General features: G+C 53.5%; 22 protein-coding genes and 1 rRNA gene. 6 read left to right on the plus strand and 17 right to left on the minus strand.

What is annotated here, in order from left to right; all coding sequences use genetic code 11:
• Positions 1–115 (plus strand): 5S ribosomal RNA (gene rrf, locus SK54_RS04185).
• Between the two features lie 335 nt (positions 116–450).
• Here rrf and SK54_RS04190 read toward each other — a convergent pair.
• The 3 genes from SK54_RS04190 to SK54_RS04200 all read right to left on the minus strand — a co-directional run bounded on the left by SK54_RS04190 (position 451) and on the right by SK54_RS04200 (position 5,185).
• A complete protein-coding gene (locus SK54_RS04190; RefSeq protein WP_003860364.1) occupies positions 451–672 on the minus strand; it encodes a lipoprotein in 222 nt (73 codons plus the stop codon).
• 248 nt (positions 673–920) lie between these two features.
• Positions 921–4,034, minus strand: coding sequence for an efflux RND transporter permease subunit (locus SK54_RS04195; RefSeq protein ID WP_017693888.1), 3,114 nt, complete (start codon positions 4,032–4,034; stop codon positions 921–923).
• Between the two features lie 11 nt (positions 4,035–4,045).
• On the minus strand, positions 4,046–5,185 hold the full coding sequence (locus SK54_RS04200; RefSeq protein ID WP_015572026.1) for an efflux RND transporter periplasmic adaptor subunit: 1,140 nt from the start codon (positions 5,183–5,185) through the stop codon (positions 4,046–4,048).
• 396 nt (positions 5,186–5,581) lie between these two features.
• On the opposite strand from SK54_RS04200, the gene envR reads away from it, so the two are divergent.
• Positions 5,582–6,229, plus strand: coding sequence for an acrEF/envCD operon transcriptional regulator (gene envR / locus SK54_RS04205; protein ID WP_048246786.1), 648 nt, complete (start codon positions 5,582–5,584; stop codon positions 6,227–6,229).
• Here envR and SK54_RS04210 read toward each other — a convergent pair.
• From SK54_RS04210 to SK54_RS04275, 14 genes are all read right to left on the minus strand, one after another.
• Entirely contained in the window at positions 6,224–8,308 is a 2,085-nt protein-coding gene (locus SK54_RS04210) for a putative bifunctional diguanylate cyclase/phosphodiesterase (protein ID WP_017693890.1), read from the minus strand. The genes envR and SK54_RS04210 overlap by 6 nt on opposite strands.
• Positions 8,309–8,449: 141 nt before the next feature.
• Entirely contained in the window at positions 8,450–8,614 is a 165-nt protein-coding gene (locus SK54_RS04215; protein WP_003860373.1) for a DUF2556 family protein, read from the minus strand.
• 178 nt (positions 8,615–8,792) lie between these two features.
• Positions 8,793–9,089: a DNA-binding transcriptional regulator Fis gene (gene fis, locus SK54_RS04220; protein WP_000462905.1), complete on the minus strand. Its 297-nt coding sequence runs from the start codon at positions 9,087–9,089 to the stop codon at positions 8,793–8,795.
• A 23-nt stretch (positions 9,090–9,112) separates the two neighbouring features.
• Positions 9,113–10,078 (minus strand): tRNA dihydrouridine synthase DusB, encoded by a 966-nt coding sequence (dusB, locus tag SK54_RS04225; protein ID WP_015572023.1) that lies wholly within the window; start codon positions 10,076–10,078, stop codon positions 9,113–9,115.
• Positions 10,079–10,408: 330 nt separating this feature from the next.
• Entirely contained in the window at positions 10,409–11,149 is a 741-nt protein-coding gene (locus SK54_RS04230; RefSeq protein ID WP_017382702.1) for a carbonic anhydrase, read from the minus strand.
• 137 nt (positions 11,150–11,286) lie between these two features.
• Positions 11,287–12,168, minus strand: coding sequence for a 50S ribosomal protein L11 methyltransferase (prmA, locus tag SK54_RS04235; RefSeq protein WP_015572021.1), 882 nt, complete (start codon positions 12,166–12,168; stop codon positions 11,287–11,289).
• Between the two features lie 11 nt (positions 12,169–12,179).
• Entirely contained in the window at positions 12,180–13,631 is a 1,452-nt protein-coding gene (gene panF, locus SK54_RS04240; protein WP_048246788.1) for a sodium/pantothenate symporter, read from the minus strand.
• Positions 13,621–13,863, minus strand: a complete 243-nt coding sequence (locus SK54_RS04245) for a YhdT family protein (RefSeq protein WP_003860385.1) — start codon at positions 13,861–13,863, stop codon at positions 13,621–13,623. Before SK54_RS04245 ends, panF begins: the two co-directional genes overlap by 11 nt.
• Before the next feature lie 108 nt (positions 13,864–13,971).
• Positions 13,972–15,321: an acetyl-CoA carboxylase biotin carboxylase subunit gene (gene accC, locus SK54_RS04250; protein ID WP_003860388.1), complete on the minus strand. Its 1,350-nt coding sequence runs from the start codon at positions 15,319–15,321 to the stop codon at positions 13,972–13,974.
• 10 nt (positions 15,322–15,331) lie between these two features.
• Positions 15,332–15,796 carry an acetyl-CoA carboxylase biotin carboxyl carrier protein gene (gene accB, locus SK54_RS04255; protein ID WP_015572018.1) on the minus strand — a complete coding sequence of 155 codons (465 nt, stop codon included), beginning with the start codon at positions 15,794–15,796 and terminating at the stop codon, positions 15,332–15,334.
• Positions 15,797–15,817: 21 nt separating this feature from the next.
• Complete coding sequence (gene aroQ / locus SK54_RS04260) at positions 15,818–16,270, minus strand: type II 3-dehydroquinate dehydratase (protein WP_032649680.1); 453 nt, start codon at positions 16,268–16,270, stop codon at positions 15,818–15,820.
• A 234-nt stretch (positions 16,271–16,504) separates the two neighbouring features.
• Positions 16,505–17,104: a protein-methionine-sulfoxide reductase heme-binding subunit MsrQ gene (gene msrQ / locus SK54_RS04265; protein ID WP_048246790.1), complete on the minus strand. Its 600-nt coding sequence runs from the start codon at positions 17,102–17,104 to the stop codon at positions 16,505–16,507.
• Positions 17,105–18,106 (minus strand): protein-methionine-sulfoxide reductase catalytic subunit MsrP, encoded by a 1,002-nt coding sequence (gene msrP, locus SK54_RS04270; protein ID WP_015572016.1) that lies wholly within the window; start codon positions 18,104–18,106, stop codon positions 17,105–17,107.
• 77 nt (positions 18,107–18,183) lie between these two features.
• On the minus strand, positions 18,184–19,158 hold the full coding sequence (locus SK54_RS04275; protein WP_017382706.1) for an acrylyl-CoA reductase (NADPH): 975 nt from the start codon (positions 19,156–19,158) through the stop codon (positions 18,184–18,186).
• 183 nt (positions 19,159–19,341) lie between these two features.
• On the opposite strand from SK54_RS04275, the gene csrD reads away from it, so the two are divergent.
• From csrD to mreD, 4 genes are all read left to right on the plus strand, one after another.
• Positions 19,342–21,282: an RNase E specificity factor CsrD gene (csrD, locus tag SK54_RS04280; RefSeq protein WP_015572014.1), complete on the plus strand. Its 1,941-nt coding sequence runs from the start codon at positions 19,342–19,344 to the stop codon at positions 21,280–21,282.
• Between the two features lie 282 nt (positions 21,283–21,564).
• Positions 21,565–22,608, plus strand: a complete 1,044-nt coding sequence (gene mreB, locus SK54_RS04285; RefSeq protein ID WP_000913396.1) for a rod shape-determining protein MreB — start codon at positions 21,565–21,567, stop codon at positions 22,606–22,608.
• A 62-nt stretch (positions 22,609–22,670) separates the two neighbouring features.
• Positions 22,671–23,687: a rod shape-determining protein MreC gene (gene mreC, locus SK54_RS04290; RefSeq protein ID WP_003860400.1), complete on the plus strand. Its 1,017-nt coding sequence runs from the start codon at positions 22,671–22,673 to the stop codon at positions 23,685–23,687.
• A complete protein-coding gene (mreD, locus tag SK54_RS04295) occupies positions 23,687–24,175 on the plus strand; it encodes a rod shape-determining protein MreD (protein ID WP_003860402.1) in 489 nt (162 codons plus the stop codon). The genes mreC and mreD overlap by 1 nt, the downstream gene beginning before the upstream one ends.
• Positions 24,176–24,184: the final 9 nt, after the last annotated feature.

Below are 24,184 nucleotides of genomic sequence, written 5' to 3' on the forward strand. Positions count from 1 at the left end.
CTGGCGGCTTTAGCGCGGTGGTCCCACCTGACCCCATGCCGAACTCAGAAGTGAAACGCCGTAGCGCCGATGGTAGTGTGGGGTCTCCCCATGTGAGAGTAGGGAACTGCCAGACATCAAACAAGTAGAAAGGCCATCCGAAAGGATGGCCTTTTTGCGTTATCGCTCCAGCCAAACCAATTCCCTCATTCGATATTCCTGCTGTCGCCATTAATACCTTACGGACGTATTAAAGCGTTTTACCCTACTGAAACTGAAGTTGTGGAATGCATTATGCTGGCTCGCAGCAGCGTTAAATCAATTAAATGTTATGTACAGGTATGGGGTATAGCGGGGAGTAAGGTAGCGTATTGAATTTAATTAATATCTGATGCTATTCGTGATGAGGAATATACGTTCCTTATATCAGGGAAAAATAAAAGCGCGGCGATGGCCGCGCTTTTAGAAGCCTTATTTAGTCAGGGCGACAATACCGAGTGTCAGGCCAGCGATTGCCGCGGCGCCACCAGCAATCGCACCTGCTGTTTCCCAGTTATCCTGGGTAGTGCCCTTCATACAGGTATTGGTGTGAACCAGTCGCCCCTGATCGTCGTATACCGGTACACATGGAGAGTCGTGCGCGCAACCAGCAAGCAGCGCAGCGAGAAGTGCAACGGAAAGGAATCTTTTCATGATGTTACCTCAATATGATCGCTTATTCGCTAAAGAGCCGATACAGCAATTAACGAACTGATGATTATTTTACCACCGCACTAATACCATGCAGCACGGGGAATAATCTCAATTTGTGTGGATTGTAAAAATTATGAAGAAAAAAGCGCGGGCACTGATTATTAATGGAGGAAATGTGAAGAGGGGAAGTGTTTTTACATTGTTTTCAGGAAATAAAAAAGGCACCAGAGGTGCCTTTATGGTTTTCATTAATCCTTGTGCTTTGTAAACCGTCTCCGGACAACCACAAAGAAAACAGGAACAAAGAAAATGGCCAACAGGGTGGCTGACAGCATCCCGCCCATCACGCCCGTCCCGACCGCATTTTGTGCCCCACTACCAGCACCGCTGCTGATGACCAGAGGCATAACACCAAGGATGAATGCCAGGGAAGTCATCAGGATAGGACGCAGACGCATACGCGAGGCTTCAAGCGTGGCTTCGATAATCCCTTTGCCTTCTTTATCCATGAGATCCTTGGCGAACTCAACGATCAGTATGGCGTTCTTGGCTGATAAACCAATTGTCGTAAGCAGACCAACCTGGAAGTAAACGTCATTGTTCAGCCCTCGCATTGATGCAGCCAGAAGCGCGCCGATCACCCCCAGCGGCACAACCAGCATGACCGAGAAGGGAATTGACCAACTTTCATAGAGGGCCGCCAGACACAGGAACACCACAATCAGTGAGATGGCGTACAGCGCCGGAGCCTGATTCCCGGAAAGTCGTTCCTGATAAGACATCCCCGTCCAGTCGTAGCCGATGCCGGAAGGCAGTTTTGACGCAAGGCTTTCCATCAACGCCATTGCCTCACCGGTACTTTTGCCAGGGGCAGACTCACCGAGGATCTCCATTGATGGCATCCCATTGTAACGTTCCAGACGCGGTGAACCGTACACCCAGTGAGAGCTGCTAAAGGCAGAGAAAGGCACCATTTCGCCGTTAGCGCTACGCACATACAGGCCGTTAATGTCTCCGGGTAACATACGGAAGCGAGCATCAGCCTGGACATAAACTTTTTTCACCCGTCCGTGATCGATAAAGTCGTTCACATAGGTGCCACCCAGCGCTGTTGAAATCGTCTGATTGACGTCAGACACGCTCACACCCAGCGCCTGTGCCTTCTCCTGATCGACGTCCAGCTTGAACTGTGGCGTATCTTCCAGTCCATTAGGACGCACGCGAACCAGTAAGTCAGGATGTTCTCTCACCATGCCCAGCAGCTGGTTACGCGCCTGGGTTAACTGCGTATGCCCCAGGTTTGCCTGGTCAATCAGTTCAAAGTCAAAGCCTGTTGCGGTACCCAGTTCAATAATGGCAGGCAGGTTAAACGGAAATACAAGACCGTCTTTGATCTGGCTGAACGCTTTCGTCGCGCGGCTGACAATCGCCTCAACGCCGTTTTCCTTGCCCGGACGTTCTTCCCATGGCTTCAGGCTGACGAAAGCGATACCGGAGTTCTGCCCCTGTCCGCTAAAGCTAAAACCGTTTACGGTAAAGACCGATTCAACGTTCGCTTTCTCTTTCGTCAGGTAATAATCCTGAACCTGATCGAGTACCTGCTGAGTACGCATTTGCGTCGCCCCTGCCGGCAACTGAACCATCGTCATAAACACCCCCTGATCCTCTTCCGGCAGGAAGGAGGAAGGCAGGCGCAGGAACAGAACTGCCATGCCGCCGACGATGATGACGTAAACCAGCAGATAGCGGCCGGTCTTACGTAAAATGCCGCTTACGCTGTTGCTGTAGTGCTCCACACTCTTATCAAAGAGCGCGTTAAACCAGCCGAAGAAACCACCTTTCTTTTCATGATGTTCGCTGGAAACCGGTTTGAGCAGCGTGGCACAAAGAGCAGGCGTTAATATCAACGCCACCAGTACCGACAAGGCCATCGCGGAGACAATGGTCAGCGAGAACTGACGATAGATAGCCCCGGTTGAACCACCAAAGAATGCCATCGGAATAAATACCGCCGAAAGCACCATGGCAATGCCCACCAGAGCGCCCTGGATTTGCTCCATCGACTTCTGCGTCGCCTCTTTTGGCGGCAGCTTGTCCTCAACCATGACGCGTTCTACGTTCTCGACCACCACGATGGCGTCATCGACGAGCAGACCTATCGCCAATACCATCCCGAACATCGTCAGGGTGTTAATGGAGAACCCGAACGCAGCCAGTACCGCAAAGGTGCCCAGTAACACCACGGGCACGGCGATCGTCGGAATAAGCGTTGCCCGCAGGTTTTGCAGGAACAAGTACATCACCAGGAACACGAGAACAATCGCTTCAAACAGTGTCTTCACCACCTCATGGATTGAGATCTTCACGAAAGGTGTGGTGTCGTACGGATACACGACTTTCAGGCCCTGAGGGAAGAAGGGCTGCAACTGCGCCAGTTTACTCTTGATGGCGGCAGCGGTATCCAGCGCGTTTGCGCCAGTCGCCAGCTTGATCCCCAGCCCCGTTGCTGCCTGGCCATTGATTTTGGTGACCATGTTGTAGTTTTCGCCACCCAGCTCAATGCGGGCCACATCTTTCAGGTGGACCATTGAACCGTCCTGGTTCACCTTCAGCGTCACACGACCAAACTCCTCCGGCGATTTCAGACGCGTTTGAGCAATAATTGAGGCGTTCAGTTGCTGCCCAGGTACGGACGGTGTTCCGCCCAACTGGCCCGCAGCAATCTGGTCGTTCTGCGTTTTTAGCTGGTTAATGATATCCAGCGGCGTGAGCTGATATTTGTTCATCGCGTTGCTGTCCAGCCAGATGCGCATTGCATACTGGGCACCGAACAGCTGCACGTCACCGACGCCGGAAGTACGGCTGATCGCATCTTTTACATTAGAAGCGACATAGTCGGAGATATCATCCTGCGTGAGGTTTTTATTGTCCGACACAAAGCCTGCAACCAGCAGGAAGCTGCTGCTGGATTTCTCCACGCCGATCCCCTGCTGCTGCACTTCTTGTGGCAGCAGCGGCATGGCGAGCTGGAGTTTGTTCTGAACCTGCACCTGCGCAATATCAGGATCTGTACCCGACTCGAACGTCAGCGTAATGGTGACGTTACCAGCGGAATCACTGGTGGACGACATGTACATCAAATTATCGATACCGTTCATGTTCTGTTCGATAACCTGAGTGACGGTGTCCTGTACCGTCTGGGCATCAGCGCCCGGGTAGGTTGCTGTCACCGCAACCGCCGGCGGCGCAATGGTCGGATATTGCGCGACCGGTAGTTTTAAAATGGCCAGCCCGCCCGCAATCATCAGAATGATGGCGAGTACCCAGGCGAAAACAGGCCGTTGAATAAAGAAATTAGCCATGTCGTTATTCCTTAACTGGCTGGAGTCGCTGCGGTATCAGGAATAGCCACGACGGTGACGCCAGGGCGAACTTTTTGCAGGCCGCTGATAATGACGCGGTCGCCGTTTTTGAGGCCTTCCGTGATCAGCCAGCGATCGCCAATCGCCTGCGGTGCAACGACAGTGCGTGATTCCACCTGGTTTTTCTCATTTACCACAAGCACGGTGGCATCTCCGCGTGGTGTACGGGTTACCCCCTGCTGAGGAACCAGAATGGCATCAGGTTGCGTACCTTCATCGATGCGCGCACGGACAAACATACCCGGTAACAGCATATGCTGTGGGTTAGGGAAGAGGGCGCGAAGGGTGATTGAGCCGGTACTTTCATCTACCGTGACATCAGAGAACTGGAGCGTCCCTTTCAGCGGATAAGGCTGGCCATTTTCCATCAGCAACTCGACGCTGCTGGTGTCTCCCTTTTGCAGGCTCGTCTGCTGCTTCAGGCGCATAAAATCGCTGCTGGATTGCGTCACATCGACATAAATGGGATCGAGTTGCTGAACCGTCGCCAGTGCAGTTGCCTGGCCATTAGTGACTAACGCCCCTTCGGTGACGCTGGATTTACCTATACGCCCGTTGATTGGGGATGTGACTTTCGTATAGGCCAGGTTGATCCGCGCGCTTTCAACGCCAGCCTTCGCGGCAACCACGCTCGCATCCGCCTGCTGGGCAGTTGCCACCGCCTGATCGTACTCCTGCTTGCTCACATATTGCGTACCAACCAGCGGAACGTAACGTTTCACCGTCAGATGGGCGATATTCGCCGCCGCCTGTGCTTTTACCAGTTCACCTTTCGCATTGTCGTAGGCTGCCTGATAGGTGGCCGGATCGATTTGATAAAGGGATTCACCCGCTTTAACGTCGCTGCCTTCGGTAAAATTACGGTGCAGAATGATACCACTTACCTGAGGACGAACCTCCGCAACACGATACGCGTCAGTTCTGCCGGGCAATTCTGTCGTTACGGCCAGTGGCGCGCTTTTAACAATATGAACACTGACCTGAGGAGCTTGCGCATGCTGCTGTGGGTTTTCTTGCCCATCGCACCCGGTGAGCAGCGCGGCACAGACAATGAAACCGGATAAGGGTAAGCATCTGAAGTGATTCGTCATTACTGTTCCTTAAACTACCCTTGAGCCGATATATGCCATGAATCGGTGAAAGGGTGTGAGGCAAAAAATAGAAATGTAGCCGCGTATAATAATGAGGGTGTTTAATGTTTTTTAATTTATAAGTGCTGATGGAGCTTTTAAAAGTAAAAATCGGAATCTGACACAGTGCATTCGGCATTCTTTTTCTGTCAGGATAATCAACGAAATGTTTTCGGTGAATGCTATTCATATATTTTATGAATTTTATGTATTCGATTTATTCACGTGAATTATAAATTAAATGAATTGACTTTTTTTGTGCAAAATTAACACGGGTTTTGGTTAATATTTTGACTACACGACCACGGCAATATCCTTTGATAACGTATCAATCTTATGAGTAATGAGTAGCAGGTTATGGCGCGCAAAAAGAAAGAAGAGGCTCAAAAGACCCGCCAGCAGCTGATTGAAGCCGCTATCGGGCTATTCGCGACGCGTGGCGTGTCCAGCACCACGCTTACCGACATCGCCGATGCTGCTCAACTCACTCGCGGGGCGGTTTACTGGCATTTCTCGAGTAAAGCGGAAATATTTACTGCAATATGGGATCAGCAATTGCCGATGCGTGAGATGATTCGTGACAGGTTAATACTTTCCGAAAATGACGACCCTTTGTTAATGCTTCGTGAACAATTTATTGTCGCACTGCAATATATTGCGAGCGAGCCGCGGCAATATGCGCTTTTACAAATTTTGTATCATAAGTGTGAATTTCATGACGATGTGATTTCAGAATGTGAAATACGCAAGCGGATCGGTTTAAACGATGATTATCTTCGCAAGACGCTAAAGCGATGCATTGCTCGTAACGTTATCTCTTCGCAAACCAATATTGAACTGGCGCTGATTGTTTTCCACGCCTTTTTTAGCGGTGTCATTAAAAACTGGTTAATGGATAGCAACAATTTTAATCTGTACAAACAAGCACCGGCGCTGGTGGATAATATTCTGGCGACACTAAATATCACCCGAGTGGCGCCAGTGGTTTACGATACAGCCTCATGACCGCGTCCGGGGTGGCGACATCTCCCCGTGCTGGCACTGTTCCATAATAGCTTGCGCGGTAATCGGTTTGCCCAGCAGGTAACCCTGTAGCGTATTGCATCCCAGTTCTGTCAGAAAGGTTTGCTGCGCTGCGGTTTCGACCCCTTCCGCCACGACCTTCAGATTCAGCGTTTTTGCCAGGGCGACAATCGCCGAGACAATCGTCGCATCTTCGCTCTCACCACTTAACTCTTTCACAAAAGCACGATCGATTTTCAACTCGCAGGCGGGGAGTCGCTTAAGATACAGAAGGCTTGAGTAACCGGTGCCAAAATCGTCTATCGAGGCTTTTACTCCCGCATCCGTCAGCGCTGTCAGGACACGAACGCTTTCGTCCGGATTGTTCATTGCCGTGGTTTCGGTCACCTCCAGGATCAACATGCCGGGTGGTACGCTATGGCGCGTCAGACAATCGAGAACTGTTTTAACCAGCGACGGCTGTTCGAACTGCAATGTAGAAAGATTCACCGCCATTGACCAGTCCGTGTGGCCCTGAAGATGCCATTCATGCAGCTGGCGGCAGGCCTCGTCGATTACCCAGTTTCCAATCGGAATAATCAGCCCCGTTTTCTCTGCCAGCGGTAGAAACAGGTCAGGGGAGAGTAACCCCTGTTTGGGATGCTGCCAGCGTAACAGCGCTTCGAACCCGAGGACTGGCCCGGCAGGAGCGTGGAATTTAGGTTGATAAAGCAGGCGTAACTCATTACGGTCGATGGCCTGCCACAGATCATTCATCAGCTGTAGATGCGTCTGCGCCAGCGTATTCATTGACGGCTGGAAGAAGTGATAGCCGTTACGACCCATATGTTTCGTGTGGTACATCGCAGCATCAGCGTTAAACATCAGTTCACGATCGGTTTTGCCATCGTGTGGATAGAGCGCAATGCCAATGCTCAGGGTGACCATCAGTTCATAAGGATCGAGATGGAACGGGCTATCAATGACGCGCACCAGTGAATTTGCCAGTGAGGCAGCATCATCCGGAGTGGCGGTTTCGGCCAGCAGGACGAATTCATCCCCACCGATACGCGCCAGCGTATACTGACCTTTCAACTGCAACAGCAAACGCTGAGTCACCGCAACCAGAAGCTTGTCACCGACATCATGACCATAGGCATCGTTGACGGTTTTAAAGCCATCAAGATCCATAAACATCAGCGCGAAAGGGCTTCCTTCGCGATCGGCCTTGCTGATGGCCTGATCGAGGCGATCCTCAAGCAGAATACGATTGGGTAATCGCGTCAGCGTATCATGTAACGCCAGCTGTGCGAGTTCACGATTAGCTTCTGCCAGTGATGAGGCCAGCAGCGAGGTACGAGCCTGAAGGCGGGCATCGAACATCGACACCAGCAGCGTAATCCCCAGAATAGCGAGCGCGACCACGCTAACCAGTATCGCCAGCCAGCTCCCGTTAATGCCATGATGGTGGACCATCGTCGACATTGGAAATTGTGCTGCTTCCATGCCGGCGTAATGCATGCCAGCGATAGCGATGCCCATGGTGATCGCCGCCCCCAGCCGCATCAACGCCATTCGTGCGGCTTCCTGACGTAAACGGAACGTCAGCCAAAGAGCGGCCAGTGAAGCGGCAAGGGCAATGACCACGGAGATAGCCACCCACGTTTTATCCCAGACAATACCCGGTGTGACCTCCAGGGCTGCCATACCAGTGTAGTGCATGGCAACAATGCCCGTTCCCATCACGACGGCGCCAGGCAGCAGCCGGCGCAAACGTAGCTGCTCGCCGCTAACGAGCCACAGGGCAAACATTGACGAGCTGATGGCGATAACCATCGAAAGCACGGTCAGGACCGCGTTGTAACTCATGCTCATGGAAAGATCCATCGCCAGCATACCGATGAAATGCATCGCCCACACGCCAATCCCCATCGAAACACCGCCACCTGCCAGCCAGACGCGTGCAGCGATGCCCTGGCTTCCGGCAACGCGCGCAGCCATATTCAGCGCGGTATAGGCGGCAAGAATGGCAACAACAAAGGAGATGACTACGAGGATTTGGTTGTATTGGCTAACCAGCATGGTCTGTTCACTCGTTGTGAGACGTTAAGCAAGAGCGGTTGGAAAGGGCACAGACATTATCATCGTCAGGAAATGACGAAAAGTGATTTAAATCCCTGTTTTTATTGAGTGATAACAGGGGGGGGGACAGGATGGAAGCGGTTAGTCCAGCTCTGAGCAGTTGACCAGTTTAAGCGGGTTCACGGAATTCATATTGCGACATTTATCGGTTTCGGTGCTCATCAGTTCAATCCACTGCATCAGCAGCGCATCAAAAATGAAAACAGAGACAGCAAAAACGACCAGCCACCAGTATTTACGAATCATGTGTCATTCCGTGAAAAGAGAGCCTGTAAGTTGCTGGAAATATACACGAAAAGCGGGCGTTGAAAAGTGGGGAAAGAGAAGGTTTACAAAGCATTGACGGTTGCCCGTCCGGACGATAAAAAAGGCGCTTCCCCATGCCGAAGAGCGCCTTTTTAAACAAGCAGTTAGCTAATCGAAATTAGTTCATGCCGTATTTTTTCAGTTTCTTACGCAGGGTACCACGGTTGATGCCCATCATCAGGGCAGCGCGGGTTTGATTACCACGGGTGTATTGCATCACCATGTCCAACAGTGGCTGTTCAACTTCAGCCAGTACCAGCTCATACAGGTCATTAACATCCTGACCGTTCAGTTGAGCAAAATAGTTCTTCAGTGCCTGTTTAACCGAGTCACGCAGGGGCTTTTGAGTCACCTGATCCTGAGAGTTAACGGTAGAAACGGTCAGTACGTCAGAATTTACGCGTTGTTCGAACATAGTTCTGTCAGCTCTTTATTTCATTACGCAAGATTTTCGAAGTATGCCTCCAACGCCTCCAGCTGTTCGCTGGCATCCTCAATGGCGTTGAATGTGCGCCGAAACTGGTCATTTGGAGCGTGCTCCTGGAGATACCAGGAGACGTGTTTACGCGCAATTCGGTACCCTTTTGCCTGGCCGTAGTGGTCATGCAGTTCCCGAACATGCGAACAAAGCAAGCGCTTAACCTCTGCCAGAGGCAGTGGGGCAAGCAGCTCCCCAGTGTCCAGATAATGCTGGATTTCCCGAAAGATCCAGGGTCTTCCCTGAGCGGCACGTCCTATCATCAGAGCATCAGCTCCCGTATAGTCGAGCACAGCTCTGGCTTTAAGCGGGTCAGTAATGTCGCCATTCGCGATAACCGGAATGGAAACTTTCTGCTTAACTGCCCGAATGCTGTCGTATTCAGCTTCACCGTTGAACAAACAGGCGCGAGTGCGTCCATGTATGGTCAGGGCCTGAATGCCACAGTCTTCGGCCAGTTGGGCAATCTCTACGCAGTTACGGTGTTCCGGCGACCAACCCGTGCGAATCTTCAACGTAACAGGAACGTCCACTGCGCTGACAACCGCCGTCAGGATTGACTTCACCTGGTCGGGGTATTGCAGAAGGGCTGAACCTGCAAGCTTGCGATTCACCTTTTTGGCCGGGCAACCCATATTGATATCAATAATCTGGGCGCCACTTTCCACGTTAATACGCGCGGCATCTGCCATCTCTTCAGGCACGCTTCCGGCAATTTGCACGGTGCGGATACCTGGTTCATCAATGTGCACCATCCGTAGGCGGGACTTATCGCTTTCCCAAACCTGCGGGTTAGACGACATCATCTCGGAAACGGTCAGGCCTGCTCCCATCTCGTAACACAGCGTCCTGAACGGCCGGTCGGTAATACCTGCCATTGGGGCTGCGATCAGGCGATTTCTGAGCTGGTGGTGTCCGATGCGCATGAGTTAAGAAATGACCATACTGTGACTGCAAGGCGGCGTATATTACGCATTTTTTGCACGAGATGAAAGGCCAAACTTTGAACAATCCTCTGTTGTAGATCAAGGAATCGCCAGTCATTCTTTTTGGATAAGATTATTCGCTATTTAAATCATTGTGTTATGAATAAATGAACATTTTGTGGGCGCTTACAATTTCCCGTAACTTCTCATCATTTCTGAATAAATGAATAAATTGTCCGGGATAATCTGCTGCTATAAGCAGCAGATTATGGCGCTTCTTTGCGATCTGCGTCGCATTTCAGCACAGGATATCAGCGTAAAAAAATCGACTTATTCAACAACCAGACGGCCATGAAGCGGTTGAACCGGGCGGCTGTTTTCATGGTGCATGGTGTGAGTGAATTTTTGCAGCTGTTCAGCAGAGACGGTCAGCGGGTGCTTGAGCACCAGCCATGTCACCCCTTCTGAACATGGTGGCGTGGTCAGAGAGCCGCTAAAACGCCAGTAGGTTTTATCCGTGGGCAGTAATTTATTCATATCGAGGGTTGGCTTAATCGTTACGTTCTGGTCAACCTGTCCAGGCATCACGCCCCAGAGTTTATCCAGTTCAGTGTTTGCCGCGCCCTGATCGAACATAACGGCAACGACCGTCAGTTCGCCGTCAGCGTTTTTATGGACCAGATGCATTTCCATTGCGTATTTTTTACCGTGCACCGTGTTTTCGGATGGCGCATGGAAATGGAACTGCTGTAACGTCCAGCGCTGTTTATCAAGCGTGATGCTGTCGCGTGTATCGGCATTTTCACTTGCCTGGATAGTATGGCCGTTGTTTGTCAGAATGACCGGGCCGTCGATATAGTGCGTTTCCAGCGGAGAGATGTGGGCTTTGACCGTGTTATCTATGTTGACCGGCGACTGATACATTCCGCTTTTACACGTCTTGTACGCCTCGTCCAGTTCGCCCCAATGTTCCGGTGCGCCTTCTCCCTGATAACTCCAGTGTGATGCGTAAGCCGTAGCCGAAATCATGCTCAGCGCCAGCAGCGCTGCCTTGCCTGAAATGTGTTTCATCATATTCTTCCTGTGAATTTTATTATCCAAATCAATGAGTAACATTATGATTTGTGCGGTTATTTTATCGAAGAAAGGAAGAAGGCGGGAGAAAAAACCGAAGGGAAAAGGCGTGGTCAGACGACCACGCCAAACGCTTATTTTTTACGGCCGGTGATGCGACACCACTCTTCTTTCTCGACCACCGGGTCGAGCGCGAAGAGATCGGCGTAGGCTTCACAGACGCTGTCTGCCTGGCTGGCAAGGATACCGGACAGGCCCAGCAGACCGCCTTCAACCGGCAGCACGCTGATTAACGGCGCCAGCTCGCGTAACGGGCCAGCCAGGATATTCGCGACCACTACATCGGCTTTCATCGCCTCTGGCTGTGCATCGGGCAGATACAGTTCAAGGCGATCGGAAACGCCATTACGCTCGGCGTTATCACGGCTGGCCTGAATCGCCTGCGGATCGATGTCGATCCCGATGGCTTTTGCCGCGCCCAGTTTCAGCGCCGCGATAGCAAGGATCCCGGATCCGCAACCGAAGTCGATCACGGTTTTGCCTTCCAGATCCAGGCCATCCAGCCATTGCAGGCACAGGGAGGTTGTCGGGTGGGTGCCGGTGCCGAACGCCAGACCCGGATCCAGCATCACGTTGACGGCGTTTTTATCGGGAACTTCACGCCAGCTTGGGCAGATCCACAGACGCTGACCAAACTGCATCGGATGGAAGTTGTCCATCCACTCGCGTTCCCAGTCTTTGTCTTCCAGCTGTTCAATTTTATGCGCGAAACCCACGCCCAGCAGCGGATGGTTTTCCAGAATCGCCACGACCTCTTTCATGTCGGTTTCTGCATCGAACAGGCCGATAACGTCCGTATCACCCCACAGGCGCGTTTCGCCTGGCAGCGGCTCAAAGACCGGCGTGTCATGCGTGTCCTGGAAGGTGATAGAGACCGAACCGGCCTCCATCAGCGCATCACTCAGTTCTTCGGCGTTCGCGCCGGTTGTGTTCAGTTTTAATTGGATCCACGGCATGGCAAAACTCTTTATTTATCAGTAGAAAACAGGGCAGTTTGTGGCACCGGTCGACCAAAACGGTTTCCCACCACAAACGCCAGTAAACTTAACAGTAACGAAGGCACGATCGGATGGAAGCCCAGATACTGTATTTTAAACGTGGCGAGAACGGCATACAGGACGCCCCCGACAATCATGCCGCTTAATGCACCCGCGGCATTCGCGCGTTCCCAGTACAGCCCCAGCACCAGCGGCCACAGGAAAACGGCCTCCAGCCCACCAAAGGCGAGCAGGTTCAGCCAGATGATCATCTCCGGTGGACGCCATGCGGCCAGCAGCAGCAACGCCCCCAGCACCAGGGTAATAACCGCCGACATACGCTTGAGGCGTCGCTCATTTTCGACCTGTTCAGGGCGCAAATTCAGATAGAGATCTTTAATGATCGTAGCGGAACTTTGCAGCAACTGAGCGTTGATGGTCGACATAATGGCCGCCATGGGTGCGGCGAGGAAAATCCCGGCGGCAAACGGCGGAAGCACTTTCACCATCAGGGTTGGAATGACCAGATCCGGTACGGTAAGGTCAGGGATCACCGCGCGTCCCAGCGCACCCGCCAGGTGCATACCGAACATCAGGATCGCCACCACAATTGTCCCGATAATGATCCCGCGGTGCACCGCTTTGCTGTCTTTATATGAGATGCAGCGCACGGCGGTATGCGGCAGGCCAATCACGCCAAAGCACACCAGTACCCAGAACGAGGTCATAAAGGCTGGAGAGAGGATGTCATCCGCCCCCTGCGGCGAGACCAGTTTCGGATCGATCGCTTCCAGGGTTTCAACCGCATGACTCAGGCCTCCTGCGGCATGCACGATACCTACCAGCAGAACGAGGGTGCCAATGAGCATCACCATCCCCTGCATCGTGTCGTTGAGTACGCTGGCGCGGAACCCGCCAAACGCGGTATACAGCGCGATACTCACACCGAAAATGACCAGGCCCGTCTCATAGGGGATCCCGGCTGCCGTCTCCAGCAGTCGCGCCCCGCCGATAAACTGCACCGTCATTGCGCCAATAAACGCCACCAGCAGACTCAGGCTTGCCAGCCATACCAGCAAGCGACTCTGATAGCGGGCAAACAGCATATCGTTCAGCGTTACGGCATTGTAGCGACGGGCCAGAATGGCAAACTTTTTACCCAGTATGCCCAGAGAGAGCCAGATGGCAGGCAGCTGGATCATGGCCAGCAGTACCCAGCCCAGCCCGTACTTATAAGCGGCGCCGGGGCCACCGATAAACGAGCTGGCGCTGATGTACGTGGCGGTCAGCGTCATGGCCAGCACGACGCCACCCATTGAGCGGCTCCCGAGGAAATACTCGTTCAGAAAGGTGCCGGTCGAACGTTTACGCATCGCATAAACCGACAGGCCAAACACCAGGAACAGGTAAGCGATAAGGGGCAGAATGACTTCAAGCTGCATCATCGTCCTCCAGTGAAATATCGCGATAGATGAATTTCACCATCGCCCAGCACAGCAGGATAAACACCAGCGGCAGCAGCAGGCAGGCCATTTCAAACCAGTGCGGGAGGCCGGTAATGCCAATCGCCGAATCAGGTAAGTAAGCAGTTACTAACCACGCGGCGAGATAGAGAAGGGTCAGCCACAGCGCCCAGCGCGCTTCTTTATGGGCCTGAACAAAACGTTTGTCCATTTTTTGTCCCTTGTGGATGAAGAAAGCGGGGATTGTACATGATGGGGCTTAGCGATCCCCAGAAATAAAAAAGGCCGGATAATCCGGCCTTTTAGCAACACTGGTCTCTTACTTCTCGTTCAGACCGAGTTTTTTCTCCAGGTAGTGGATGTTAGTCCCACCATTCTGGAAGTGCTCGTCGCTCATAATGCGCATCTGGAGATCAACGTTGGTTTTGATCCCGTCGATGATCAGCTCCTGAAGGGCGTTCTTCATGCGGGCAATGGCCACGTCACGGTTTTCGCCGTAGCAGATCAGCTTACCGATCATTGAGTCATAATACGGCGGTACGGTGTAACCGGCGTAGATATGGGACTCCCAGCGCACACCAAAGCCACCCGGCGCGTGGAAACGCGTGATTTTACCCGGGCTTGGCAGGAAGGTATTCGGGTCTTCGGCGTTGATACGGCACTCTACCGCATGGCCTTTAACCACAACTTCTTCCTGTTTGATGGACAGCGGCTGACCGGCTGCGATACGCAGCTGTTCTTTGATCAGGTCTACGCCGGTGATCATTTCGGTAACCGGGTGTTCAACCTGAATACGGGTGTTCATCTCAATGAAGTAGAACTCGCCGTTTTCGAACAGGAACTCAAAGGTACCCGCCCCGCGATAGCCGATATCGACACACGCTTTGGCGCAACGCTCACCGATGTAGCGACGCAGTTCAGGCGTAATGCCCGGCGCTGGCGCTTCTTCGACCACTTTCTGGTGACGACGCTGCATGGAGCAGTCACGTTCTGCCAGATAGATCGCGTTGCCCTGACCGTCAGCCAGCACCTGAATTTCGATGTGGCGTGGGTTTTCCAGGTATTTTTCCATGTACACCATGTCATTACTGAAAGCCGCTTTCGCTTCCGCTTTGGTCATGGAGATGGACTGCGCCAGTTCAGCATCGCTGCGTACAACGCGCATACCGCGACCGCCGCCGCCGCCGGACGCTTTGATGATCACCGGATAGCCAATGCGTTTAGCATGGGCGCGATTAGCATCCATATCGTCGGTCAGCGGGCCGTCAGAGCCCGGTACGGTTGGCACGCCGGCTTTTTTCATCGCGGTGATGGCAGACACTTTGTCACCCATCAGGCGAATGGTGTCGGCTTTCGGGCCAATGAAGATAAAGCCAGAGCGTTCAACCTGCTCAGCAAAGTTGGCGTTCTCAGAGAGGAAACCATAACCCGGGTGAATCGCGACCGCGCCAGTGATTTCGGCGGCGCTGATGATCGCCGGGATGTTCAGATAGCTTTTTACGGACGGAGCCGGACCGATACAGACCGTCTCATCCGCCAGCAATACGTGTTTTAAATCGCGATCCGCGCTTGAGTGCACGGCCACGGTCTTGATGCCCAGTTCTTTACAGGCACGAAGAATACGCAGTGCAATCTCGCCACGGTTGGCGATAACAATTTTATCCAGCATGTTCGCCTCGTTACTCGATGACGACCAGCGGCTCGTCAAATTCTACCGGCTGACCACTTTCGACCAGGATCGCTTTCACAGTACCTGATTTGTCTGCTTCGATCTGGTTCATCATTTTCATGGCTTCAACGATGCACAGGGTATCGCCTACGTTGACTTTCTGACCCACTTCGATGAACGCCTTCGCGTCCGGGCTCGGGGTGCGGTAGAAAGTACCAACCATTGGGGAACGTACGATGTGACCACTGATTTCTGTTGCAGCCGCAGGTGCCGCTTCTGCTGCCACTGGTGCAACGGCTGCGGAGAGCGCAGGCTGCTGCACTGGCGCAGCGTAAGCTTGCTGCATTACCGGGAAGCTAGCGGCCGGGGCTGCACGGCTGATGCGTACAGACTCTTCGCCTTCAGAAATTTCCAGTTCGGAGATGCCTGATTCTTCAACCAGCTCGATCAGTTTTTTAATCTTACGAATATCCATGAGTGGGTTCCGTACTCTTGTTTAGTGTGATTGTGACAAGCGTTTTACCGCTGTCTGTAAAGCGTATGAATAGCCGTCTGCACCCAGCCCACAAATCACGCCAGCGGCGATATCTGACAGGTAGGAATGGTGGCGGAACGGCTCTCGGGCGTGCACGTTACTCAGGTGGATCTCGATAAACGGGATACTCACCGCGAGCAGTGCGTCGCGTATAGCAACACTGGTGTGCGTAAACGCGGCCGGATTGATCAGGATATAGTCCACAGTGTCTTTAGCCTGATGAATACGGTCGATGATTGCGTACTCCGCGTTTGACTGAAAATGGTCCAAATCCACATTCAGCGGGGCTGCTTCCGTACTCAGACGGTTAACAATTTCGCTCAATGTCAGCGTGCCGTACTTCTCTGGCTCACGGGTGCCGAGCATGTTCAGGTTCGGACCGTTCAATACTAAAATTTGGAATTTGTCAGGCATTGTGCCGCTATCTCCTGCGATTTTCGGGTAAAAAACAACATATACCCTCAAAGCGCAATTGTCACCCTTTCAGAGGCCTAAAACCCCTGTCCGGAAAACCGAAGTCGCACATTATAACGATTTCGTAGCATTTGGCAGCTAAATACTGGTCTTATCAGGGAAGATTATCAACCGCTATCCGAAAAAGATTCGCGGTTGATAAATAATCTGCGGGAAAACGCACAGTTTCGTGAACTATCGCAACCACTGGCGGAACTTCTTGTAACGCCACGCTAAAAGGGCCAGGGCCAGCAGGGCGTAGATGACCGGCTGAGGGGATAAAATCTTCACCGACCACAGGTAATGAATCGGGGCGAGGATCGCGGCAAGATAGACGAAGTTGTGCAGCAGTTGCCAGCGTCGACCCAGTTTTCGCTGCGCATACTGCGTGGATGTCAGCGTCAGCGCCAGTAAAACCAGCCAGCTTACGATACCCAGCGTCAGATAGGGACGCGTCACCAGTTCGCTGCCAAGGAGTGCCAGGTTGTTAATGCCCAGTTCCAGCAGGGCGTAGCTGGTGAGATGCAGCGTCGCCCAGGCAAAACACCATAGCCCTAAAAGCCGACGGGTGCGTATCAATAATGGCTGTTTAGCGTAGCGCGCCAGCGGTGAGACGAGCAAGGTCGCCAGCAAAAATTTCAGAGCCATCCGACCCGTAAAATGCTGAATATCTTTCGCCGGATCGGCACTGAACTGTCCCTGGCTGGCTGCCCAGAAGAGCCAGATAAAGGGGAGCAATCCTGCTAAATGCAGGAGTACCTTCAGCCAGGTTATCTGCTTTGCCGTTAAACGCACTTAGAAGTTCTCCCGTAAATTCAGCCCACGGTAGAGGGATGCCACCTCATCCGCATAGCCGTTAAACAGCAGCGTTGGCTGGCGTTTAACATCCAGCGCGCCGCCGGAGCCGATAAAACGTTCCGTCGCCTGCGACCAGCGCGGATGGTCAACGTGCGGGTTAACGTTGGCAAAAAAACCATACTCGTCAGGCGCTGCCAGGTTCCAGGTGGTGGGGGGGCGTTCACGGGTGAGCTTAATGCTGACGATCGATTTGATGCCCTTGAAACCGTATTTCCACGGTACGGTCAGGCGAATGGGCGCCCCGTTTTGCGGTGGCAGCGCTTTGCCATAAACCCCGACGGTGAGCAGCGTAAGCGGATGCATGGCTTCGTCGAGACGTAAACCTTCAACGTAGGGATACTCCAGCCCGCCGCCGATAAACCGATCCTTCTGGCCTGGCATCTCGTCCGGGGCGTAGCGCGTCTGGAAGGAAACATACTTCGCGTTGCTGGTGGGCTCAACCAGCGCCAGCAGTTTATGCAAAGGGAAACCTACCCACGGCACCACCATCGACCAGGCTTCCACACAGCGCATACGGTAAATGCGTTCTTCAAGTGGGAAGCGGGTGGTGAGGTCATGATGATCCAGCGTCAGCGGTTTTGCCACCTCGCCATCTATCTTCAGCGTCCAGGGATCGGTTTTCATGCTCCCGGCGTTGGCGGCAGGATCGGCCTTATCGAGACCAAACTCATAGAAGTTGTTATAGCCGGTGACTTTATCTTCCGGCGTCAGCGCCAGTTTATTCTGCCACTGCGCCGGTTTGGTGAAGTTAAGCGGTGCGCCGGAGGGGGCTTTCGGGCGATCGTTGCCCTTAAACCAGTCGAGCAGATCGGCATGGGCCGCAGGGGTGAGCGTCAGGGCGGTGGCGCTGATGCCAAGCATTTTCAGGATCTGGCGGCGCTGTAGCATAAAGACAGATTCAGACGTTACGTCGGCTTCCGTCAGTTTTCGGGTTTTCATGGCATCCTCCGTCAGGCGTTTTTCTAAGCATGACGGAGGAGGAGGGTTAGCGCGAATATGTCACGAAAATTTGAAGATTAGGCGATTTTAACCAGCGCACGACCGTGGAACTGATTGTCCATGATTTTACTGGCGAACTCTGGCGCCTGGCTCAGGGTAATCTCAGTGGCGCTCTGGTCAAAGAATGAGGCTGGCAGATCCTGCACCAGACGTTCCCAGGCCTCAGCTCGCCGCTCGGCTGGGGTCATGACCGAATCGACACCCTGAAGACGCACGTTACGCAGAATAAATGGCATCACCGTCGTCGGCAGGGCAAAACCGCCCGCCAGACCACAGGCCGCCACGCAGCCGCCGTAATTCATTTGCGCCAGCACCTTCGCCAGCACTTTGTCGCCGACGGTATCTACTGCGCCAGCCCAGACCTGTTTTTCCAGCGGGCGGGTCTCGGCAAATTCGTCGCGGCTCAGAATGCGGCTTGCGCCCAATTGACGTAGATAATCATGCGTACTTTCGCGGCCTGAGACGGCAGCAACCTGATACCCCAGCTTGTGCAGCAGCGTGACGGCCGTGCTGCCCACGCCGCCGCTGGCGCCGGTGACGACAATTTCGCCAGAGTCAGGGCGGATCCCGGCCTCTTCCAGCGCCATCACGCACAGCATGGCGGTGAAACCTGCCGTGCCGATGATCATCGCCTTACGACCGTCCAGGCCTTTCGGCATCGGGACCAGCCAGTCACCTTTTACGCGCGCCTGCGCTGCCAGTCCGCCCCAGTGGTTTTCACCTACGCCCCAGCCGGTGAGCAGCACCTGCTGTCCGGCGTGAAAACGTGGATCTTCACTGGTATGTACGCGGCCTGCAAAGTCGATTCCTGGCACCATCGGGAAATTTCGGATGATTTTACCTTTTCCCGTAATGGCCAGCGCATCCTTATAGTTCAGGCTGGACCAGTCGATATCTACGGTCACGTCGCCCTCCGGCAGGCGGCTCTCCTCGATGGCTTGCACTGAGGCAACGGTTTTGCCGTCCTGCTGTTCTAAGATCAAAGCCTGCATACTGGGTCCTCACTAGGTTTGATGATGGGAAAATATGTTCTGATGACTATACTCGCTCAATGAAACGCAGTGCCGATTTAACGCAATAAATTGCCAGATACGCCAGGTTTGGTAGTATGCCGCATTTGAAATGCAAGTTAGTGCTCACTTGCACCCCCTTCAACCCACGGAGTAATCTCAAGGATGCGATTAACGACGAAGTTCTCAGCTTTTATCACCTTGCTGACGGGGCTGACCATATTTGTCACGCTAATCGGCTGCTCGCTGAGCTTTTACAATGCCATCCAGGATAAGCTGGTTAACCGGGTTGAATCGGTTGCATCGGTTATCGACACTCGCCTGATTGCAACCTCCTTCCCGGCGCTTTCGCGTGAGCTGGATGAGTTAATGGTGCCTGTGGATATCGTGCAGATCGACATTAAACAGGGGAAGCAGACCGTTTTCAGCCATACCCGCCAGGGCAGCTATCGTCCTGCCGGCACGGTAGAACAGTATCGGGACGTCACGGTTAATTCACTTAAACATCCGGGTATGACAATTCATCTGATGTACCAGGATCCGATGAGCAACTATTTACGCTCGCTTATGACCACCGCGCCCTTAACCATCGCCGTTGCCTTTATCGTACTGCTGATTTTCCTCGCCGTTCGCTGGCAGCGTCGTCAACTTTCCGGCCAGGAACTGCTGGAAACACGCTCCGTGCGGATACTGAATGGCGAACGGGGTCCACAGGTGCGGGGATCGGTTTATGAATGGCCATCACGCACCAGTAGCGCCCTGGACGTGTTGCTCTCCGAAATCCAGTTTGCCAGCGATCAGCGTAGCCGTATGGACACATTGATTCGCTCTTACGCCGCGCAGGATAACAAAACGGGCCTCAACAACCGTCTCTTCTTTGATAATCAGCTGGCTACCCTTCTTGATGACCCCGAAAAGGTGGGTACGCATGGCGTGGTAATGATGATTCGCCTGCCCGACTTCGATCTGCTCCGTGATACCTGGGGTCAGCGCGTGGCGGAAGAGAACCTCTTTACGCTGATTAACCTGCTGTCCACCTTTATTATGCGCTACCCCGGCGCGTTACTGGCACGCTACCACCGCAGCGATTTTGCCGTCTTGCTGCCGCATCGCACCTTAAAGGAGTCCGAGAGTATCGCCAGCCAGCTGCTGAAAGCCGTCGATGCGCTGCCCCAGAGCAAAATGCTCGACAGAGACGATATGGTGCATATGGGCATCTGTGCCTGGCGCGGCGGTCAGTCGACGGAGCAGGTGATGGAACATGCGGAAGCGGCCACGCGTAACGCCGTATTGCAGGGGGCGAACGGCTGGGCAGTCTATGATGATACGCTGCCGGAGAAAGGGCGCGGCAACGTGCGCTGGCGAACCCTGATTGAACAGATGCTGAGCCGGGGGGGACCACGCATCTATCAAAAACCGGCGGTCATGAAGAGTGGTCATGTTCATCATCGTGAGCTGATGTGCCGTATTTTTGATGGCACTGAAGAGGTTATCTCCGCGGAATATCTGCCCATGGTGTTGCAATTCGGATTGTCCGAAGAGTATGACCGTCAGCAAATCACCCGTCTCATTCCGTTTTTATCGTACTGGCCTGAAGAAAATCTGGCTTTACAGGTGACCGTCGAATCGCTGATCCGTCCGCGTTTCCAGCGCTGGTTACGTGACACGTTAATGCAATGCGAAAAATCGCAACGCAAACGCATTATTTTTGAACTTGCAGAGGCAGATGTGGGTCAACACATCAGCCGGTTGCGCCCGGTAGTGCGTTTAATCAATGCGCTTGGGGCTCGCGTGGCGGTAACCCAGGCGGGTTTGACGCTGGTGAGCACCCGCTGGATCAAAGAGCTGGATGTTGAATTATTGAAGCTGCATCCGGGTCTGGTAAGGAATATTGAAAAACGCACGGAAAACCAGCTGCTGGTACAAAGCCTGGTGGAAGCGTGCAAAGGAACGCAAACGCAAGTATTTGCCACAGGCGTACGTTCACGTAGTGAATGGCAGATGTTGACAGAGCGCGGCGTGACGGGCGGTCAGGGGGATTTTTTTGCCGCCTCTCAGCCGCTTGACACCAATGTGAAAAAATATTTGCAAAGATACTCTGTTTGACCTGCCGTTTACTTTGTTTTCACGTAGAATATCGCGCCTGTAGCTTTGAGTAAGACGAGCATAAAAGCCAGTGAACGACCTTTAGTGGGTTACAAGTGAAAGTGAGGGACGCTGCTGTTTACTCAGCCCTGAGGGATTCAGGGGATGAATTTGTAACAAAGGAAACGTGCTGCACTAATTTTCACCGTAGCAGACGATTTTTGCGCCTTGTCGCTGCTGCGTGTGGTTGGTAAAGTAAGCGGATTTTGTTTTCCGCCCCAGCTTTCAGGATTATCCCTTAGTATGTTGAAAAAATTTCGTGGCATGTTTTCCAATGACCTGTCCATTGACCTGGGTACCGCGAATACCCTTATTTATGTAAAAGGACAAGGCATCGTATTGAATGAGCCTTCCGTTGTGGCCATTCGTCAGGATCGTGCCGGCTCGCCAAAAAGCGTGGCCGCAGTAGGTCATGATGCGAAGCAGATGCTGGGCCGTACGCCGGGCAACATCGCCGCGATCCGCCCTATGAAAGACGGCGTTATTGCTGACTTCTTCGTGACCGAAAAAATGCTTCAGCACTTCATCAAGCAGGTTCACAGCAACAGCTTCATGCGCCCAAGCCCGCGCGTGCTGGTGTGTGTGCCGGTTGGCGCGACCCAGGTTGAACGTCGTGCGATCCGTGAATCCGCTCAGGGCGCAGGTGCGCGTGAAGTGTTCCTGATTGAAGAACCGATGGCTGCGGCAATTGGTGCGGGTCTGCCGGTTTCTGAAGCTACCGGTTCTATGGTGGTGGATATCGGTGGCGGTACCACTGAAGTGGCCGTTATCTCCCTGAACGGTGTGGTCTACTCCTCTTCCGTGCGTATCGGCGGCGACCGTTTCGACGAAGCCATCATCAATTACGTTCGCCGTAACTACGGCTCTCTGATCGGTGAAGCAACCGCAGAGCGCATCAAGCATGAAATCGGTTCTGCCTATCCGGGTGATGAAGTACGCGAGATCGAAGTTCGCGGTCGTAACCTGGCTGAAGGCGTGCCACGCGGATTCACCCTGAACTCCAACGAAATCCTGGAAGCGTTGCAGGAGCCGCTGACCGGCATCGTGAGCGCGGTGATGGTTGCGCTGGAACAGTGCCCGCCAGAGCTGGCTTCCGATATCTCCGAGCGCGGTATGGTTCTGACCGGTGGTGGTGCGCTGCTGCGTAACCTCGACCGCCTGTTAATGGAAGAGACAGGTATTCCTGTCGTAGTTGCAGAAGATCCACTGACTTGCGTCGCCCGTGGTGGTGGCAAGGCGCTGGAAATGATCGACATGCACGGCGGCGACTTGTTTAGCGAAGAGTAGTCGGGTGTGAGAGGGTAGCAATTCGCTACCCTTTCTCTCTGACGCGAGAATACGCATAGCCTATGAAGCCAATTTTTAGCCGTGGCCCGTCGCTACAGTTTCGCCTGATCCTGGCGGTTCTGGTTGCGCTCGGGGTCATTATTGCCGATAGCCGCCTCGGTACGTTCAGCCAGATCCGAACGTACATGGATACCGCCGTCAGTCCTTTCTACTTTATTTCAAATGGTCCCCGTGAACTGCTCGACTCCGTGTCGCAAACGCTCTCATCGCGTGACCAGCTCGAACTCGAAAACCGTGCGTTACGCCAGGAACTGCTGCTGAAAAATAGCGAGCTGCTGATGCTGGGGCAATATAAGCAGGAAAACGCCCGTCTGCGCGAACTGCTTGGCTCGCCGCTGCGCCAGGATGAACAGAAAATGGTCACCCAGGTAATCTCCACCGTAAACGATCCGTACAGCGATCAGGTGGTGATTGATAAAGGCAGCGTGAACGGCGTATACGAAGGTCAGCCTGTCATCAGCGATAAGGGCGTCGTGGGCCAGGTTGTGGCGGTTGCCAAACTGACCAGCCGCGTGTTGCTGATTTGCGATGCCACCCATGCACTGCCGATTCAGGTGCTGCGTAACGATATTCGCGTGATTGCCGCCGGTAATGGCTGCACGGACGATCTGCAACTGGAACACCTGCCCGCCAACACGGATATCCGCGTGGGCGACGTGCTGGTGACGTCAGGTCTGGGCGGTCGTTTCCCTGAGGGCTACCCGGTTGCGGTTGTCTCTTCCGTGAAGCTCGACACTCAACGTGCCTACACCGTGATTCAGGCGCGTCCAACGGCCGGCTTGCAGCGTTTGCGCTACCTGTTGCTGCTGTGGGGCGCCGATCGTAACGGCGCTAACCCGATGACCCCGGAAGATGTGCATCGCGTGGCCAACGAACGCCTGATGCAGATGATGCCGCAGGTGCTACCTGCGCCGGATGCGATGGGACCACCTGCACCCGTACCGGCTCCGGCGACGGGGTTAACGCAGCCGCTGCCGGATGCACCCCCACCGCCGCAAGTCTCGGGTGGAGGGCAGTAGTGGCCAGTTATCGTAGCCAGGGGCGCTGGGTAATCTGGCTCTCATTCCTCGTTGCACTGTTGCTGCAAATTATGCCCTGGCCGGACGACATTCTTGTTTTCCGGCCAAACTGGGTATTGCTCATTTTGCTCTACTGGATCCTTGCCCTGCCGCACCGCGTAAATGTCGGCACAGGTTTTGTGATGGGTGCCATACTGGATCTTATCAGTGGCTCTACGCTTGGCGTCCGCGCCTTATCCATGAGCATTATTGCGTATCTCGTCGCACTCAAATTCCAGCTCTTTCGTAACCTTGCGCTCTGGCAACAGGCGCTGGTAGTGATGTTGTTGTCGCTCGCTGCGGATATCGTTGTTTTCTGGGCAGAGTTTTTAGTGATCAACGTCTCTTTCCGACCGGAAGTGTTCTGGAGTAGTGTAGTAAACGGTGTGCTCTGGCCGTGGCTGTTCCTGCTGATGCGTAAAATTCGCCAGCAGTTTGCCGTGCAATAAAAGGTTTCT

This window comes from Enterobacter sp. MGH120 (assembly GCF_001037725.1).
In the GTDB taxonomy this organism is placed as follows: domain Bacteria; phylum Pseudomonadota; class Gammaproteobacteria; order Enterobacterales; family Enterobacteriaceae; genus Enterobacter; species Enterobacter hormaechei_C.